We start from the raw sequence: 15,772 nt of genomic DNA, 5'->3' as shown, positions 1-15,772 counted from the left end.
TTCGCGGGTAAGCGAACCTCATGCAAACCCAATTCAACCTCCGCGACGCTTACAGTGTTGCCTAAGGTTGGCGTTGCAGGACCTCCTGTGGCGTGTCGGCGTGCTGGCCGAGAATAGCGCGAGCGTGCGGGGCATTGTCAAAGGTATGTCAGCGCACTGACATGCAGCCCATGAAGCCGCTGCTCTGGTCAGACGAACACGATGAGTGCCATTGCCACAACCACCATCACCAATGCGATCGTGATCATGACTGCGATGCCCCTATGGACGGGCCGGAGAAAGCCGAACAGTTTCGAAATAGCGATCATCACGCCGAACGGCGGTGCCGCCTTCCATGTGTCGAAGACGGCACCCCTGCCGGCTGTTGCGACCCCGCGTAACCGGTCATGCGCGCCATCGCTTGCACCGTCTGGTTGACCTCGGTACGTGGCGGGCGACGACCTGCTGCCGCGGCTGCCACCGCCTCTTCGATGGCGGGCGTGACGTTGGACCAGTGGGCGCGGAAGGTGATCTCGCCGGACGGGGTGACCATGTACGCCGAACTCGGCCGTGGCCCGAACGCGCGATGCAGCGTGCCGTCGAGATCGTCCGTTGCGACCTCGAACGGCAAGCGGTGATGCTGCTTCAACAGTGACGCGTGTTCGGCCTTCTGGCGTTCGGTCTGTGGCTGCGGTGTGGATGCGCCCGGATGTGCCTCGCGGACGTTGATCAGCACGAAGCGAACCCGGTCTCCGTAACGCGTATGCAGCTCGCGCAGGCCGTCGCCGGCGCTCTCGGTGACCGGGCAGGTCATCGAGCCGAACACGATCAAGGTCGGTCTGCCGTCGCGGCGAAGACTGGCGTTGTCGATGTCGGTTCCGTCAGTCGTCGTCACGCTGAAGTCGGGAATGAGGTCGCCGGGACCAGGGTCGGTGCGGGGGATCCGCATGTCGCGCAGCACCATCGCCGTCGTGGGATGTGTGAAGCGGTAGTCGTTGTCGGCGCGTGTCACGCTCATGATCGCGCCTCCCAGAGCCGACTCGCGAACGCGCCGTCGACCTCGGTGTGGAACAGGTGATTGGTGTAATTGCTGATCGTCTTGATGGCGATCGCAAGCAGTACCTGCAGCACGTCGGACTCGGTGAACCCTGCTGCGAAGAAGGCGTCGAGCTCGGCGGCGGCCGGCAGTCCACGAGACTGGACCATCGTCGTGGTGAAGGCGGCGAGTGCGTCCAACCTAGCGTCGGGGATCGTATGACCTTCCCGGAGCGCATCGGTGACTTCGGCCGGTACGCCCGACCGATCCGCGATCGTACTGTGCGCGGCGACGCAATACTCACAGCCATTCGTGCGGCTGATTGCCAGAAGCACCGTTTCCTGTTCGGCCGGGCTCAGTCCCGAATCGCCTCGAAAGGCGTCATATCCAACCATGTACGTCTCGAGCAGCCCCGGCGCGTTGGCCATGTTCCGGTACATATTCGGCACAAAGCCGAGCTTGGATCGGGCCTTGGTGAGAATCGCCACGATCGCCGGATCAGCGTCGCCGACGTCGCGGGGCGGCAGTGTGAGGGCGCGTTCGGAATGGGGCATGTCGCTTCACCTTCTCTTATTTACGGAGTATCTGCTCCAATATTCATAATTGTGTAGTATTCATTCCGAAATGTCAATGAGTCCTGCCTCCCCGCGAAAGCGCGGCCGCCCGCGCGAGTTCGACCTCGACGCCGCGACCGCCGCGCTCGAGCGTGCGTTGTGGAGCCGTGGCTTTCGGTCGACGAATGTTGAAGAGCTCGCAGCGGATGCCGGCTTGAGCCTGTCGAGCCTTTACGCTGCGTTCGGAAGCAAGCAAGGCGTCCTTGACGCGGCGTTGGCGCGCTATGAGTGCGAGATGAGTGGGATGCTCAGCGAGCTCGAGTCGGCAACTCGCGGTCTGCCCGACGTCGAACGATTCGTCGGTCGGGTTCGGGCCGTGATCGATGACCCTGCCTCGCCGTCGGGGTGCTTCATGGTCAACACCATGGTGGAGGTCGGCGATGGTGTCCCCGAGGTGCAGCGGCGGACAGCAACGTATCGGCGAAGGATCGAACGCGCCCTTAAGTCCGCACTCGATGTGGCGGCTGATAACGGAGACATCGAAGTGGGGTCCGCGGCGGACCGCGCCCGGCTGATCCAGGCGGCACTATTCGGCGCCCTTGCCGCGTCGAGGGCGGGCGATGCCGTAGCCGCACGCGACGGGCTCCGGTCGATCACCCGTGAACTGCGCCGGTGGCGGGGGTCAGCTTAGCGGGGCTAGCCCCGGCGTCCCGACCGACGAGCAGCCTGCGCAACGCTGCTTTAACCGCACGTGGGTCATTCCACATCGCGCGGAACGCGACAACGCCGATTTTCAGTTGGGTCCCGTATGTCAACCGTGAGGGCCGGTTTGGCCTACCTATTGCTCAGGTTTACGACGGCGCTGTGGAGATTGAAGTTCGCGACGTCGGATGTGGTGGGCCCCGAGATAACCGATGCTGGCGACGAGGAACGGCACCATGTAGTTGATCGCCATGCGTACCCAGGTGCCCGCCGTCGCCTGGTCTGCGAGCAGCGTCGCGCCCTGATTGACTGCGCACAGAACACTTCCCACGATCAGTGCCGTCGGTATGGCGGTGCGCAGCGTGTGGCCACGCAGGAACAGGCCGACCGCCTCGGCCGGCCTGCGCCATCCCGCGTCATCGGTTATCCGCGTGGTGCGCTCCCGGTCCGCGCCGCACTGTTGCGCGCTGCGCCGAGGAGAAGAATCCCCAGTGCGGCACCGAACATCAGATGCTCAACGATGAATGTCGGATACCCGACCATGCTGGCCATGTTGCGAATCGGGTCACCGCCGCCGAACAGTGCGGCCGCGACGGGCAATCCGATCCAGGCGCTGATTGCGAAAACGATCAGGCCCCAGACCATCGCCGCTCCTACCAGCGCCACTCCGTGCCACCGCAGGAGGTGCGCTACGACGGCGAACGCCGCACCGTACATCGCGCCCACCATCATGTGGATCATCGCACCGAGCAGCGCCGGACCGAACACGAATGTGAACGAGTTACCGGCCATCGCCGCTTCCATCGACGTCATCATCGTGTCGGGTGCGGCGAACGTCGCCGCGATGTGGTACAGGGGCGTGAAGAATCCGGTGTGCTGATACGTCCACGCAGCGATCATCGCGTACATCGCCATCACCAGCGACGCACCAACACCGGCCATGGCACCCCAGACCGCGGCGGTTACGAGCGTCCGGCCGCCCGCCTTCGCTACGGCAGGCGTGCTGTTTGACGCAGCCGAAGACATGTGTGTTCCTTCCGTTGGGTTGTACGTGTCTGCCTGGAAGGAAACCGCGAAACCCACCGCCTCTACCGCCAGATTGTCAGGAATATGACAGTCGTTGCTTGCGATTGTCGGCAGGATGACACCATAGGCGGATCCACTGGAGAGGACGATGCCCGAACACCCGATCCGACACGCCATACGCGCGCTCGCTGGCGGAGAGAGCCCCGAGGACGCTCAGATCCGCCATGCCGCCTGGGTGGCCCGCTGTGTCGGTCGCGGTGCCGCCGCACCGTTGTCGCCAGGAGACGTCACCGCGCTGGCCGGAACGCTTGTCTCCAGGGAATTTTCCACCGGCACAGTGCTATTCGCCGCTGGGCAAGCACCAACCGGAGTCTGGATCGTTCGTCAGGGGCAGATCGAACTCGCGGTCGGATCGGGCCGTCGACGCGTCGTGGTCGATATCATGCGCGCCGGCGACGTCGACGGCGACATCGCGCTGCTGCTGGAAATGCCCAATGCCTACACCGCGCGTGCACTTCATGACAGCACGTGCCTATGCCTGGACCGAAACGCATTCGAAACGCTCGTTGCCACTCACCCGAACATTGCGCGTCGTTGGTTGTCGTCGGTCGCTCAACGCGTTTCGGCCGGCCAGGGCCGGCTGGTCGCCATGCTGGGTCGGCCGCTGCCGGCTCAGGTCGCACAGCTGCTGCTCGACGAATCCGTCGATGGCTCAGTCCAACTCGCGCAGCGGACCCTTGCCGCCATGCTGGGTGTGCAGCGGCCGTCGTTGAACAAGATTCTCAAAGAACTCGAACGAGACCAACTCATCGCCATCCACTACGCCGGAATCGACATCCTCGACGTCGACCGCCTCCGGGCCAAAGCAGCGTAACCACCCCATTGAGCGTTCACACGAAGGTGCCCAGCCAGGTTGTGACGGCATACAACGCCGCGTAGGTGCCGATAGCGATCGCGAACACCGCAATCAGTCGCTTTCGGCGGCGGCGGATTCCGTCGACGCTGCACTGGCGTTGACGGCGCAGTGATAACCAGACCAGCGCCGCGAGCACCGCCAGTCCGCCCAACCGGAACCACCAGGCGTAGTTGTCGTACAGGTTGTTGGCCCAGGCGAATGCTGTTGCGGCGCTGATAATCCCCAGCATGCCCAGAACCGTCGGACCGACGCAGCACAGGAGTCCGACGACGCCGCCGGTGATGCCGATCCGCCACACCGGAAGCCGGTCACTGGCGGCGTCGACCGCCGATTGGTTTACGGATTGGCCTTGCCCAACAACACCATCGGCGCGTCGAGTCACTGCCTACCGCCCAGCCAGGCCGGCAGCCGGTCGGCCAATCCGCGGCGCGGGCCTTCCGGTTCACCTTGGATCTCAACGCCGTTCCAAAACGCCACATGGTTCTTGATGCGGCGGGCAAGCGGGCTCGGCTTCGGGTAGTCCCACGCCGCGTCAGGGTTGACGTCGCCGTTGACCGTCAGGGTGTAGTAGTGGGCCAGTCCCTTCCACGGGCATACCGACTTGGTGGCGCTGTCCAGGAAAAAGTCGCGACGAACGGAGTCGGGAGGGAAGTAGTGGTTTCCCTCGACCCGCACCGTCCTCGGCGTTTCGGCGACGACTGTTCCGTTCCACACTGCACGAATCATCAGCGATCTCCTCAATAGTTGTCTACCAACAGTGCATTCGTCGACCCACCGGCGCGAGCGGAATGTCACCGTGCTGACACCCTGCTGGGCGTGCTGTACGCCGGGCAACCAGAGGGCTCGGGGACCGCGAGAAAAGCACTCCTGACCTGCGTGAGATGTGTCAGCGGAAAGACAATTCAACAGCGAAATCGGTTGGCTTTCGGTCACTGTGGTTCATGGATGAACATGCCCCGAGACCTCGGACAGACATGCTTCATCTGCACAAAGCAGAAGGCACGAACATGAGGAAGGTCACTTTCGCGACGATTGCAACCGCCGGTTTGGCCGCTGCGACATTCGCACTGGCATCACCAGCGTCGGCGGCGCCGACTCAGGTCGGCACGGCGCAAGACACCATCAATCGGCTGCAGGCCCAAGGCTATACGGTGATCGTAAACAAGGTCGGTAACGCTTCACTCAGCCAATGCAGCATCAGCGCGGTGCGAGACGGCCAGACCTACACCCGCACCACCGGCCAGGTCATCGGAGGCCCAGACCGCGGCGGCGTCCACACCACCATCACCGGACGCACCATCTACCTCGACGCTGCGTGCTGACATCTTGCCCGGCGACTCTGTCGCGATCGGACACTGAATGAACTGGCGCACAGTGACATTCGGCTCCAACCGCGGGAATAACCCGCGACCCCTGCCGTCGAACGAGAGGCACGGCGATGAGAAGATTGGCATTCGCAATGATTGCGACCAGCGGTCTGGCGGCGGCTGCGGCCGTGGGATCAGCGTCTCCAGCGATCACGGCGCCGTCCGGCGTCGGCACGGCGCAAGAAACAGTGAATTCACTGCTGGCTAGCGGCTACACCGTCGTCCTGAAACAGGCCGGCAACACTCCACTAGACGAATGCACGGTCAGCTCGGTTGGACCGAACCACTCGTCCGCCGCCACGGGCGAGTCTCCCGCGGTCTGCCTCCGGGTCAGCTGCTGATATCACGCAGCTCGACCTATCGGGTGGCCGTGCTGACGTGCTCCAACAGCTCGTCTACCGACCACTGATCGTCGGCGTGACGGCCGTACTTGGTTGCCAAAACGCGACCATCGGGACCGATGAGGAAGTCTGCGGGCAAACCGAGGTGGTCCTCGCCGCGCCCGGCCGCGCCGCGCATCGGGTGCCCTTTCATGCCGCGCGCGGCCGACAACATGGCGCGCGGGCTCAGCAAGGCCATCGGCGAAGACTCAACACCGAACTCGCGGTAGAGATGCTTACCGGGGTCGGCGATCGTCGTAAACGGCAGCTCCGACTGAAACTCACGCATCGCCTCGGCGCTCGAATGAAACACCACAACCTCGCGGACTCCCGCGGCAATAATCTCGTCGTGTCGCCCGCTGATCGACCGCAAGTGCAGGTTACAAATCGGGCAGCCGGCGAAACGGCGGAACTGCAAATGTACGAGACGATCCTGGTCGGGAACGCGTACCAGCTTGTCGTGGATGTCGGCGAGCTCACGCGCGGTGACAACATCACCGGCTTCAATCTTTGGCATCGCATCAGCCAATCACGAGGGGAGACTAGGCCGAAGCCAAGGTGTCAGCGTGCCGACACTCACGGTGTCCGTACCCCGATAGGGACGCTCCTTCGAAACTGCACGGCCGAATCCACTCGTAACGGGGAACACACTGGCAAGGCTCCGTTCCCTCTCACGGCCAGACCATTGATGCGAAGCTACTCGGTTACAGTCGTACACAGTCCATTCAGACCCCAGATAACACGGTTGGATTCGATCGCGCAACCGCGAAGATGCTTGGAAAGCGGACGCTTTCACCGGCGAGACGGAATATTAAGCCTGATCGCGCCGTCGACACGTTCGAACGATGATTCCCCATCCGGCAAAGCGACGAGGGACACCCGGTCGTTGAGGACGAAGGTTCCACCGCGGCGGTGCTTGGCCCGGAACCGCTTCCACTTCTTCCAGAGAGACGAGTCCGCCATCATCACCGCGTCGAGACACTCCACCCATCCCGGCTCCCCGAGCGCATTCGTCAACGCGCCAGTGATCTCTGTTGGCACGCCCGCGGTGGGCTTGGTCGCCTCCAGACCCATTTCTTGCCGCGTGTAGAAGTCGTTGAGTGACTCGCAGGAATATCCGATGAAGATGCGCGCCGCTTCCTCGGTGGTCGACTGGTCCACGATGCGGAGGCGATCGAGCAGGTAGGCGCCGAGCGCATCGGCCTCTGCCGCAGCCGACGCCTCGGCCGAGTGCATACCCGCACGCGTCTGCGCGTAGTGATGGAATGCTGCCGGATCCGACAGGATGTCGGCGACCATCAGCAGGTCCGTCAGGGATACGACCCAGGTTGGCCGGTTGACGTCGCCGGCCGCCGCCAGCCCGCCGGAAGCGAACGGGTCGATCCGCTCGAACGTGACGATGATCGCGGTCCCACCGGCAATGTCGTCGGGAAGCAGCGAGATCTGCCGCCCGCTCTCTGTGGGCGCGAACGACCGTCCGCCTTCATCGAGTATGTAAATCAGGGCGCGATCGATCTGGTCGAGTGCCTTGCCGAGGATCTCCTCAAGTTTCTTGTCTACGCGCCCTGGGGCGCCGCGCCGCCCGGACTCGGTCAGTGCGATCGCCTTGGCTTCGACGACCAGGGGCCACTCAGTGCACACGAGCGCGTCGATCTCGCCCTTGCCTCCGGAGCCCAGCGTGTAGTGCTGTGACGAGTGGACGTTCGACGTTCCGAACACTTTCTCTAAGGTGCTCGCGACCAGCCGCTCGTGTGCTTCTTGGCGGTGCTTGTAATACTTCTGCGCGTCGTAGCCGCTGCGTTTTGGTTCCACCGCGAGGCGCTGGTGGAGGACGGCCGACAACGACCACGAGTCCGGGACCAGGAACGTCCCGTCGTCGAGCTTGATGCACGGATGGGTGCGTGCCCGGTTCGCATCACCAGGTGCCCGGAATTCCGGCTGGCAGCCGAACACCGTCGAGAAGAAGTCCAACATCGCGGTGATCTGCTCTACCGGGATGTCGGTGCAGGCCGCCACGTCGTTGGGATCCCACAGCGTGGGTGCGGCAAACCCCTTGCGTATGACCTTTCCGGCTGCGGGATCCGGAGCGCCGCTGTTTAGTGCGTCGGTTAGTGCGTCAAGAGCCGACTTGAATGTCTGGTTCACCCAGCGGGCACGCAGCCGAGTGACCCGGATGACATCCGCGGGGTCGAAACCGAGTCCCTTCACGTAGTAATCCCTGTGCCGTCCGAACACCTCGGCGTCGACGTGTTCGAGATGCACCGCGTAGCCGGGCATCCGGTCAACCTGGTACTCCAACTGCAGCTGCTGCAGCAGTAGCTCACGGTCGGCGTCGTTGGCGTCGGCGCGCGCGAGACCGTCAGTGATCATGCGCACCTGGTCGGCTTCGAAGATGTCGGTGATCAGTTGCCTCACGCGTTCCGTGACCTGGGGTGGGGTGTCGGCGTCCCCGTCGGGATCCACCGACAGCGCGACACCCACCAGATACTCGATCTTCGCCGCCCAAGACGATGTCGAGTGTCCGTCGGCGAGGCTCTCTCCGTCGGCGTATGCGACCGTCGTGGCGGGCACCACCACCGAGTTGATCAGCTGGGTGAGATCCCGACCGGTCATCAGGTCGCGGAGCTCTTCGATCAACGTGGATAGGTCCTCGGCATCCGCTTGGACCGCCTGCAGAATCTCGGTCAGGAGCGCGTCACGCTCGGGTCCCGGCGGCAATGATCTCCGAACTACACCGGGCCCGGAGCTCGTCACGGATTCGTAAAAGGCATCTGGATCAAACGGCTGGGCCTCCGGGAATCCACCAAGTCTGGCCATGACGCGATCGTAAATGGGTGCTCCGACAAGCTGACGCTGATCGACTTGCAAGCGGCTACCGCTTCCTCCGAGATGGGACCACACCCAGGAAGCGTTCGGCTGGCGGGAAGGCCGCTGGGTTGATCTGGCTATGACGCGTAAGCGACCTCGCGCCTGTATGTCGGTTGCGACCGCTAGCGTGAGGCATCGATCAGTACACCCAGGGGGAAGCATGTTCGATCGAGACGTCAACTACCCGACCGCCGTGGCCAGCTATGACGACGACGGCGTCACCGCCGCGATCGACTGGTGCGTGGAACACATGCAGAAGGGCGACACCCTGTCGGTGTGGACCTCGCTCAAGTCGAATTTGCGGAACTGCGCGCAGCTTGCGGATCTCGTTCAGCGCCAAAGCGACGTCGCGCACATCACCGGTCGCGGAAGCCATGGGCCGGCAGGCAGCGGCCCCGTCCTGATGGCGTGGGCGGGCATGGACGCCATCGGCGAACTCGTACGGTTCGGCCACGGGATCCGCGCTCTCTGTGTCATCGCGTGGAACGAGGACGCTATCCGGCCGTGGGTCACGGCGGTGAGTCCAATCATTCTCGGTGATGGCTCGGCGTGGGAGATCCGCACCCCCGGCCTCGACCCGGTCCTCGTCGAAGCGCTCACCGACCTGACGTCGATGATCAATCACAACAACACAATCGCCGCGGGTGACGAGAAGGACGAAGTCGTGAGCGTCCTGCTGGCGTTGAAGTCCGCTGGAATCTCCTTGGACGGCGAGGCGATGCAGGGATGGGCACTCGCCCACGGATGGGCCGGCAAGAACCCCGACCAGCTGGCGAAGTACGCCCGTGACATCAACGCTGGCAAGCGTCCGCGACACCGGAAGGCCATCCGCTCCGACTACGTCGACGTCCTACAGGAACGTATCGAGCCCGGAAACCGACACGACTGTTAAGAGTGCCGGGTCTTTCATCGGAACCAGGGTCAACCGGGCGCCAGTACGACGGAACCCCTGGGATGGGAAGGCTGGACGGGACCAGCGGTCGAGTGTTCTGAACATCACAGTTGACCACGGCCTGCTCCGCCAGGGTTCATTCCCCGGGAATCGTAGGCACGCGACGTGTTCTGATGTCGGTGACCACGGCCCTGCCTGAATCGGCGCGCTTTTCTAGTGCGAGCAGGTTGATCACGCTGGCATACATCTGCAGGCGTTCTTCGATTTCGGCGCAGTGCGCCAGTAGTTTTGTGTGATCGGCTTTGAGTTTCTCGTACTCGTTGAGTCGGCGTGCGAAGGCCGCTGGTGCGCCGTCGGCGTTGCTGACTTTCGCTTGGAACAGCTCCTTGAGGTCGGTGTGCTGGTGGGTGAGGTGCCAGCGGGCCACGCCGGCCTCGATAGCTAGTTGTGAAATGCTCAGGCGTCCCGTGGAGCGCAGCGGCTCACCGGCGAGCAACCGGTCCATGGCGGCGGCTATCTGGTTCCGGATCGGGTCATCCTGTGCAGCAGGGTTTTTCACTGATGCTTCTCCAAGATGATGTTGAGCCGGTTTAGTTCCTGTTGCTCGCGGTGGCGCCTGATCGGCGGCGCCAGTGTGTCGTTGACGATCTCCTTGAGATCATCGCGGCGGGCGCGGATCGTGACGACGTCGCGGTCGGTGTGCGCGATGTTGCGGCAACGTGGTCGGCAGTCGTCGATGTCGGGAGTGACCATCGGATCACTGGCGCTGCCCCGGATTTGGCATAGCGCCCGGGCGGGTTCAAAGACGCATGTCATACCCTCGCCGTGAAAGATCTGCAGAAGAGGGTTGCCCAGCAGGTCGCGAGCTTGCTTGCCGGTGGTCAGCACATGGCCGGCGAACTGCGCCGTGGCTGCACCTATCCGACTGCGGTACGTATCCGCGGCTGGGCCCGACACATGCTCGCCGGCGGCCAAGGCGCGCTCGTCAGCGGCCAGCTCATCCAGCCGCGCCAGGAAGTCTTCGAAGGCGTATTCGTCGGGGAACCCCGAATTGTAGTCGCCGGCGTAGCCCTGAATCAGCCGAGTATGCACGTGGCCGTATTGGATCGCGCCGGCGACCAAACCGCGCGGGCGGCGCCGAATGAACCACGCCAGGGTGCGCCGGAACCGCGAAATGTTCAGCCGGCCACGAGGATCTGGTGGGATCGTAGGCAGTCCACGCCGTGCGCAGTAGTCGTTGACCCAGCCGACGAACACGCCCAGATCATCACCGGTGTCGGTTCGGGCCTGCCCACTCCGTGTGACACGTCCGGGCCGATGCCGATACGGTTCAATCTTGGCCGGAAACAACAACTCTTGAGCATGCAACCTCTCCAGCACCGTCACGGCGTCGGCCACCGGTTTCACGACAATCCACGGGTCACGGCGTCGCGCACCGGCCGGGATTTTGTTTCCGTTCCCATCCACCGCATTCTTGAAGTAAACCCCCGACATGAGCCACATATCCGTGTCGATGTCGTGCTCAATGCATCCCCGACGTAGGTTCAGCACCTCACCGGGCCGGGCCCCCGACAAATAGGCGATGACCACCACGCACGCAGTGCTCAGCTGCCGGGCAAGGAAACTGGCTTGCTGATAGGGAATCGGCCCATCGTGCCATGGGCGGCCATCGAGGTCCGCGGTGATCGGGGTGTCGAGATAGGCGTCATCGGCGATCGGCAGCCCTGACGCCAGCAGCAACCGCCCCACGGCGAGATCGGCTGTCTTGGGCGTAAACGCGCGGTCCAGGATCTTGCCAACGTGGCGCCAATCCACCTGGATGTGCCCGTCGGCGCCGCGCTTGCCAGGCAGTGAACCACCGCTGTGGCGCAGATGTGTGAGGTAGGAACAGACCTCCTGCTCGACAGTCCCGTGCGGGGGGCGATGGGGGACCGGTCCCCGCCGTCGCCGCCCTTCCGGCGTGCGGCTTTTCAACCAGAGGTATTCGGTGTGGGCGGCCAAAATGTCCTCTGCGAAGTGCTCCACGAACCGCAGCGACCATGACAGCAGCGCCTGCATCGTCGCCTCGCCGATACGTGGCGTGCGGTTTTCGCGTTGCCCCCGGACGCGGCCGAACAGCTCTCCGGCCGGATCCCCGCCCCACGGCGGCAACACCGGCAGCCGCATCGGCTCGGGAAGGATGCTGCGATAACACCACAGCCGCCGCACCTCGACGGCTCGGCGGAACTTCGCCTCCAGTGTGATGTCTCGGGCGCCAACGTGACTGAGGTAGTCATCCAGAAGTTCGTGGGTAACCTGCGAGAACTGCGTGACCTGGTGGCCGTGCAGCCAGAGCAGGAACTCTTTGAACGCCGGCCACCCCGTCAGGATGGTCCTGATTGCGGCCCTCTCGGTGGTCACCCGATACAGCGGCGTCGGAGCGTCGTGGTTAATCAGTTGCCACACATAGTGTTTGGCCGCCATCCGCAGCGGTTCGGGGATCGCCGTGAAGTTCACACTGACCGCAGTTTCGTGTTGCTCGAAGACCGCCTCACTCAGCCCCCAGCGATCCTGACCAAAAAAGCACAGCGTGGCCGCTTCGGCTCCCGGCGCCAGCTCACGGCGTAGCAACACCAGCGTGTCGGACTCCGGCCATTCCACCCCCGCCGGTGGGCCTTCCGGCCAATAGTCGGCCGACGCAACAGCGCTCACCGCAGATCCAGTTCACGATTGACAAACCGCGTCACCAACGCCCGGTCGGTATCCGTGGCGACTGCGCGGGCATCGGCCACATCGATCGGATCATGTCGCGACAGCAGATCGGTCAGTTGGGCGTGCGGCAGGGCGAAGCGGTGCGCCCAGGTCACCGGGGACATCTGCGCCTTGCCAGCCTCCAACCGGTCATGCACCAGCACCTGAATGGGCAGGTGGTGGGGCAACGCCCGCGCGCACGGGCAGTCCAAACACGTCATAAACGAGGCCCGACACGGTTGACCGGCCGGTCCATGCGGACTGTTGCCGTTGTCGACGCAGGCGTTCATGACGGTATCGAGCTCGCCGTCCAGCATGCGTTGCAGGGTCGCGGCATCTACCTGATGCTTCGCGGCGATCGCCTCCGCGTCGGTGGAAGCCCGCTCGACCTCAGCCTTCGACACCACGTCCATAACACCGCGGGCGCGGGCCTTATCGACCTGCTCGCCCAGGGCAGCGGCGACCACCTCGCGGTAGGCGGCGAAATTGCCCCGGTTGCGTCCCAGGTAGTCGTTCACCAGCGTGGTTTCGGTGTGCGCGACCGGTTTTTGGTGCAGCTCCAGGTAGGTGAGCCTGATCCGGCCCGGCAGCACATCCAACCGCCGCGACCCCGACGCGTCAACCTGGTCTGACGGAAGGTTATGTAGGGCGGCCCAGGCGCGAAAACAGTAGGGTCCCCGTGGAATTCGCAGCCCGCGGGGCCACCCACGGTGCCCGCCGGCCGGGTGATACCCGATCAGCAGCCGATCGCTGCCGGTGACCTCGCGCGAGCCAGCGGTCAACTCGTGTATCAGGGCGTAGGCACCGAAGGGCGTGTGCAGCTCGTCTCGAAATGAGAGCTGCTCGGGGCGTTCGGGAATGCTAATCCAGTCGGGCACCTCGGTCAGCGCAAGATTCATGTAGGCGCGCTTGCCCCGGCGCGGTTTGCAGGTGTCCAGGATCGCTGTGGCCGCCCCGCCAGCGTGTCCGTCGGCGCGGTGATGCGCTGCTGGCGCATCAAGGATGACACTGATATTTTCACCGGTCATCACCGCCAATAGGGTCGCCGCCGCGGTCGCCTCCAGACTGGTCAGATGCAGCCAACTGACGATCTCCATAACCCCGCCGAATCGGCCGCGTTGCACCCAGGACTCGATGTTGTGGGTTCCTGGATTTGACTTGGAGTCATTGCGCGGGACATCGCCGTGGCGGTCGACGAAGTCCAGCAGTTCCAACCGCCGATCCGGATCGGCCACCTCGCCGGCGCGGTAGCGCCCCAGTAATGCGCGGTTGGCGCGAATCCGTGCAGCGGCGGTGCGCAGATCCGCCCGAGCGGCATCGCTGATGCGTTTGAACTCCGCGCGGCTGTAACTCGTCTTCGGGTCAGCGCCGGAAACATAGCGCGGATTGGCTTCGTGAAGCTTGGCTGTCAACGCCTCGGGCAAGTCCGCGGCACGCAGCAACAGAGTCTTGAGGGTGCCCAGCTCCATCGGCATATGGGGGGCGTGCTTGCGGTAGGCCTGGAACCCGTCGATGTGGTCGCCGGTGACGTCGCTCAACGTCACCGGGGGGCACGACACGGTCGCGAGGTACTGCGTGAACTGCCGGGCCACGCGAAAACTGGACCGCATCGACTCCAGCGCATTCAACCCGGCGCCGGGGGCGGTGCGGTGCGCGAACGCGATCGCCAGCCCGCGTTGAATATCAGGAGCGGCCGCCAATTGAGAGAAGTCGAAATCGTGTACCGCGCTGCCCTTTTGGGCAAAGCAGCGAACGATCAGCGTTCCCGGGAGCAGTCCGCGATCCGTCGGGGCCCCGGTCTTGGGTAACGCCGCGGACCGTCCCCGCCGGCTCACCGGACCGCTGCCGGGTCACTGACCACCTTGGGGTGCCCGGCGAAGGCTTGGGCCATGAACTCCGCGACCGGGAATCCCTCCGCGTGGGCCAGCAGGGTTTCGACGTCGAGTTGGCGGAACGGCTCCAAGTACACGTTTTTCGTCGTCTCCACCCGCGCATGTCCCAGCATGGTCTGCACCAGATGCCAGGTATCGCCGAACTGGGCGCGAAAGTCCTGAGCTTCCTGCGCACTCAAGTGGCCCATACGTGCCGAGTTCACCAGTTTGGCGATCGAAAACCATTTCAACGCAAAGGAATGCCGGCACATGTGAGGTGTGCAGCTGAAGTCACGTAAACCCAGTGCGGCGATGCGCCGGTTGCCGGCGTCGAAGGTGTGATGCCAGGCATGCGCCTGGCGCGGCATGCCATCCTCGTTCAGCCACAACATCAATGGCTCCACACCCGACGCGGTGCGCCGAAAGAGCCTGCGCCGCATCCCGGGACCGAGCACGTTCCACCGTCGGCGCACCCTGTCACCAGTCTCATCGGGTAGCCACACCGACAAGCCGTCGACGTCCTCACCAACGACAGTCAGTCCCACCACATCGTCATAACGGCCGACAGCCTGCGCCGCGCGCACCGCCCGAGCCCGCGCACCTTCCACGTAGGCCCACACCGAACTCAACGCGACCCGCGGCATCCAATACGGGTGGCCGTAGCCGCCCTTTGCGCAAGCGTCGGCAAGATGGCATGTATAGAAGCTGCGGCCGGACTGAAGTACTCCCAGCTCGGGCAGCACGACACTGGCCCACTCGCTCAGCCGCAGCCCGGTACCGTAAAGGCCGTCGACAAAAGCGCTGTCGCGCTGCTCATTTCGGCCCTTCCACGTCCGATCACGACGACCCGTAAGGGTCCTGCCCCGCACACCCACATCGCGCCAGCGGGTGATCGCAGCCAGGTCTAACCATTTCACGCCCGCTTCCCGTTTGGCGCTCGGAAAGGCCACCTGATCGAACACATCCACCACCGCCTCAAACCGCGCCGAGGACCACCGGTAGAACTTCTTGCAGGCCGCCACATCTTTAGAAAACGCCGACGTCCCGACCGTTTTCGCGTTGGCCGGGTCGGTCAGTCGCCAAAACTGGAACTCCTCAGCGTCCTCGATCGAAGCATCCCACCACGGCGTGCCGCGGGTCTCCAAGAAGTTCAACCACAACGCCAACGAATGCGCATAATCACGCTGCGTAGTCTCGGCCAAGTTCCGCATCCTCGCTGACGCCAGAAAGGAATTCACCCGAATATCGGGAAACCCCTTGGGGTTCAATAAGAACCGCTGACCATGCCGCACACCCAGCCGTCGTGTCCATGCGCCCACGTCAGACTCGTGCTCTACCACCCCGTCGAGAAGCGCATCCCATGACCGCTGCAAGTCGAACCGATGCACGCACCAACCACCAGCAGTCATGCGCCGCTCCCATCGTGGTTTGGATCATTGAACCACAACAGT

The 15,772-nt window shown here is 63.9% G+C and carries 16 protein-coding genes; 4 read left to right on the top strand and 12 right to left on the bottom strand.

All coding sequences use genetic code 11. The features are described 5' to 3' along the window. Positions 1-307: 307 nt before the first annotated feature. Entirely contained in the window at positions 308-997 is a 690-nt protein-coding gene (locus G6N36_RS15310; RefSeq protein ID WP_235690069.1) for a peroxiredoxin family protein, read from the bottom strand. Then, on the bottom strand, positions 994-1,569 hold the full coding sequence (locus tag G6N36_RS15305; protein ID WP_163687225.1) for a carboxymuconolactone decarboxylase family protein: 576 nt from the start codon (positions 1,567-1,569) through the stop codon (positions 994-996). The genes G6N36_RS15310 and G6N36_RS15305 overlap by 4 nt, the downstream gene beginning before the upstream one ends. A gap of 70 nt (positions 1,570-1,639) precedes the next feature. On the opposite strand from G6N36_RS15305, the gene G6N36_RS15300 reads away from it, so the two are divergent. After that, a complete protein-coding gene (locus tag G6N36_RS15300; protein ID WP_163687224.1) occupies positions 1,640-2,260 on the top strand; it encodes a TetR/AcrR family transcriptional regulator in 621 nt (206 codons plus the stop codon). Positions 2,261-2,407: 147 nt separating this feature from the next. On the opposite strand, the gene nrtS is transcribed toward G6N36_RS15300, so the two are convergent. Then, on the bottom strand, positions 2,408-2,698 hold the full coding sequence (gene nrtS / locus G6N36_RS15295) for a nitrate/nitrite transporter NrtS (RefSeq protein WP_163690705.1): 291 nt from the start codon (positions 2,696-2,698) through the stop codon (positions 2,408-2,410). After that, positions 2,695-3,297 carry a hypothetical protein gene (locus G6N36_RS15290; RefSeq protein ID WP_235690068.1) on the bottom strand — a complete coding sequence of 201 codons (603 nt, stop codon included), beginning with the start codon at positions 3,295-3,297 and terminating at the stop codon, positions 2,695-2,697. The genes nrtS and G6N36_RS15290 overlap by 4 nt, the downstream gene beginning before the upstream one ends. Positions 3,298-3,445: 148 nt before the next feature. Between G6N36_RS15290 and G6N36_RS15285 the strand changes: the two genes are divergently transcribed. Next, positions 3,446-4,171: a Crp/Fnr family transcriptional regulator gene (locus G6N36_RS15285; RefSeq protein WP_163687223.1), complete on the top strand. Its 726-nt coding sequence runs from the start codon at positions 3,446-3,448 to the stop codon at positions 4,169-4,171. A 16-nt stretch (positions 4,172-4,187) separates the two neighbouring features. On the opposite strand, the gene G6N36_RS15280 is transcribed toward G6N36_RS15285, so the two are convergent. After that, the gene (locus G6N36_RS15280) at positions 4,188-4,595 is read right to left on the bottom strand and encodes a hypothetical protein (protein WP_235690067.1); all 408 of its coding nucleotides are present in this window, start codon (positions 4,593-4,595) and stop codon (positions 4,188-4,190) included. After that, the gene (locus tag G6N36_RS15275) at positions 4,592-4,939 is read right to left on the bottom strand and encodes a DUF427 domain-containing protein (RefSeq protein ID WP_163687222.1); all 348 of its coding nucleotides are present in this window, start codon (positions 4,937-4,939) and stop codon (positions 4,592-4,594) included. The genes G6N36_RS15280 and G6N36_RS15275 overlap by 4 nt, the downstream gene beginning before the upstream one ends. 281 nt (positions 4,940-5,220) lie before the next feature. On the opposite strand from G6N36_RS15275, the gene G6N36_RS15270 reads away from it, so the two are divergent. Continuing rightward, positions 5,221-5,535 carry a hypothetical protein gene (locus tag G6N36_RS15270; protein WP_163687221.1) on the top strand — a complete coding sequence of 105 codons (315 nt, stop codon included), beginning with the start codon at positions 5,221-5,223 and terminating at the stop codon, positions 5,533-5,535. 402 nt (positions 5,536-5,937) lie between these two features. On the opposite strand, the gene G6N36_RS15265 is transcribed toward G6N36_RS15270, so the two are convergent. Together G6N36_RS15265 and G6N36_RS15260 are read right to left on the bottom strand one after the other, a co-directional pair. After that, entirely contained in the window at positions 5,938-6,477 is a 540-nt protein-coding gene (locus tag G6N36_RS15265) for a peroxiredoxin-like family protein (protein WP_163687220.1), read from the bottom strand. A 275-nt stretch (positions 6,478-6,752) separates the two neighbouring features. Next, on the bottom strand, positions 6,753-8,777 hold the full coding sequence (locus G6N36_RS15260) for a hypothetical protein (protein ID WP_163687219.1): 2,025 nt from the start codon (positions 8,775-8,777) through the stop codon (positions 6,753-6,755). A 211-nt stretch (positions 8,778-8,988) separates the two neighbouring features. Between G6N36_RS15260 and G6N36_RS15255 the strand changes: the two genes are divergently transcribed. Next, positions 8,989-9,720 (top strand): DUF1889 family protein, encoded by a 732-nt coding sequence (locus tag G6N36_RS15255; protein WP_163687218.1) that lies wholly within the window; start codon positions 8,989-8,991, stop codon positions 9,718-9,720. A gap of 136 nt (positions 9,721-9,856) precedes the next feature. Here the strand turns inward: G6N36_RS15255 and G6N36_RS15250 are convergent, their stop codons facing one another. The 4 genes from G6N36_RS15250 to G6N36_RS15235 are packed head-to-tail and all read right to left on the bottom strand — an operon-like array spanning position 9,857 to position 15,730. Next, the gene (locus G6N36_RS15250) at positions 9,857-10,279 is read right to left on the bottom strand and encodes a hypothetical protein (RefSeq protein ID WP_163687217.1); all 423 of its coding nucleotides are present in this window, start codon (positions 10,277-10,279) and stop codon (positions 9,857-9,859) included. Then, positions 10,276-12,411 carry a hypothetical protein gene (locus G6N36_RS15245; RefSeq protein WP_163687216.1) on the bottom strand — a complete coding sequence of 712 codons (2,136 nt, stop codon included), beginning with the start codon at positions 12,409-12,411 and terminating at the stop codon, positions 10,276-10,278. The genes G6N36_RS15250 and G6N36_RS15245 overlap by 4 nt, the downstream gene beginning before the upstream one ends. Next, positions 12,408-14,285: a hypothetical protein gene (locus tag G6N36_RS15240; protein WP_235690066.1), complete on the bottom strand. Its 1,878-nt coding sequence runs from the start codon at positions 14,283-14,285 to the stop codon at positions 12,408-12,410. The genes G6N36_RS15245 and G6N36_RS15240 overlap by 4 nt, the downstream gene beginning before the upstream one ends. Beyond that, a complete protein-coding gene (locus G6N36_RS15235) occupies positions 14,282-15,730 on the bottom strand; it encodes a site-specific integrase (RefSeq protein ID WP_163687215.1) in 1,449 nt (482 codons plus the stop codon). Before G6N36_RS15235 ends, G6N36_RS15240 begins: the two co-directional genes overlap by 4 nt. Between the last annotated feature and the right edge of the window lie 42 nt (positions 15,731-15,772).

Source organism: Mycolicibacterium gadium (assembly GCF_010728925.1).
GTDB classification, from domain to species: domain Bacteria; phylum Actinomycetota; class Actinomycetes; order Mycobacteriales; family Mycobacteriaceae; genus Mycobacterium; species Mycobacterium gadium.
This window is presented reverse-complemented; position numbering and strand designations above follow the sequence as displayed.

Coding starts and splice junctions, on each gene's coding strand:
- G6N36_RS15310 (WP_235690069.1), bottom strand. CDS start 997: ATGAGCGTGACACGCGCCGACAACGACTACCGCTTCACACATCCCACG.
- G6N36_RS15305 (WP_163687225.1), bottom strand. CDS start 1,569: ATGCCCCATTCCGAACGCGCCCTCACACTGCCGCCCCGCGACGTCGGC.
- G6N36_RS15300 (WP_163687224.1), top strand. CDS start 1,640: ATGTCAATGAGTCCTGCCTCCCCGCGAAAGCGCGGCCGCCCGCGCGAG.
- G6N36_RS15290 (WP_235690068.1), bottom strand. CDS start 3,297: ATGTCTTCGGCTGCGTCAAACAGCACGCCTGCCGTAGCGAAGGCGGGC.
- G6N36_RS15285 (WP_163687223.1), top strand. CDS start 3,446: ATGCCCGAACACCCGATCCGACACGCCATACGCGCGCTCGCTGGCGGA.
- G6N36_RS15275 (WP_163687222.1), bottom strand. CDS start 4,939: ATGATTCGTGCAGTGTGGAACGGAACAGTCGTCGCCGAAACGCCGAGG.
- G6N36_RS15270 (WP_163687221.1), top strand. CDS start 5,221: ATGAGGAAGGTCACTTTCGCGACGATTGCAACCGCCGGTTTGGCCGCT.
- G6N36_RS15265 (WP_163687220.1), bottom strand. CDS start 6,477: ATGCCAAAGATTGAAGCCGGTGATGTTGTCACCGCGCGTGAGCTCGCC.
- G6N36_RS15260 (WP_163687219.1), bottom strand. CDS start 8,777: ATGGCCAGACTTGGTGGATTCCCGGAGGCCCAGCCGTTTGATCCAGAT.
- G6N36_RS15255 (WP_163687218.1), top strand. CDS start 8,989: ATGTTCGATCGAGACGTCAACTACCCGACCGCCGTGGCCAGCTATGAC.
- G6N36_RS15235 (WP_163687215.1), bottom strand. CDS start 15,730: ATGACTGCTGGTGGTTGGTGCGTGCATCGGTTCGACTTGCAGCGGTCA.